Genomic DNA, 746 nt, shown 5'->3' on the forward strand with positions numbered 1-746 from the left:
CTGTCGGGCAATGATCGTGCTGGTGAAGGTGTTGGTGAATAGCAAAATCAGCAGCCACACCACCCGTTTGCGGGCCGCCTGCCAAAAATTCAGATCGAAATAGTCATTTTCCCCCGATTGCAGCCCTCCCAAGGAGTAGATATCCTCGGTGGTTTCCTGCTCCAGAATGTCCAGCACATCGTCCACCGTAACGATGCCCACCAGGCGCCGTTCCCTATCCACCACCGGCACCGCCAACAGGTCGTATCGCTGGATCACCCGGGCCACTTCTTCTTGATCGGTGTGGGTGTCCACAAACACCACCTCTTGGTTCATCACCTCGCTCAACCCTTGGGCCGGATCGGCCATCACCAACTCCCGCAAGGACAGGGTTCCCGTCAGGTGTCGCTCTTGGTCGGTGACGTAGAGGTAGTAGATGGTCTCGGTTTCGCGGGCCAAGAGGCGCACCCGCTCCAGCGCCTCGGCTGCGGTCAGGTTCTCTCGCAGGGAAATGTATTCCGGAGTCATGATCCGCCCCGCGGTGTTGGGGGCATAGCCCAGCAGCAAGGCTGTGGCTTCCCGCTCTTCGGGGCTGAGCTGCGGCAGCAGTTCGGCAACCACCTTGGCCGGCAGTTCGTCGAAGAGGCGGGCCCGGTCGTCCGGCGACATCTTGTCCAGGATGTCCTGGATCTCTTGGCTTCTGAACTCGCGCAGCAGCGTCTGTTGCAGCTCTATGTCCAGGTGTTCGTAAACGCGGATAGCCAGAT

Annotated in this window: 1 protein-coding gene; it reads right to left on the reverse strand. The window is 59.9% G+C overall.

The window, feature by feature from the left end:
• A partial coding sequence (gene mgtE, locus NW838_RS07465; RefSeq protein ID WP_414427783.1) for a magnesium transporter occupies positions 1-746 on the reverse strand: 746 nt, incomplete at both ends.

It is taken from the genome of Synechococcus sp. R55.2, from assembly GCF_047462075.1.
GTDB lineage: Bacteria > Cyanobacteriota > Cyanobacteriia > Thermostichales > Thermostichaceae > Thermostichus.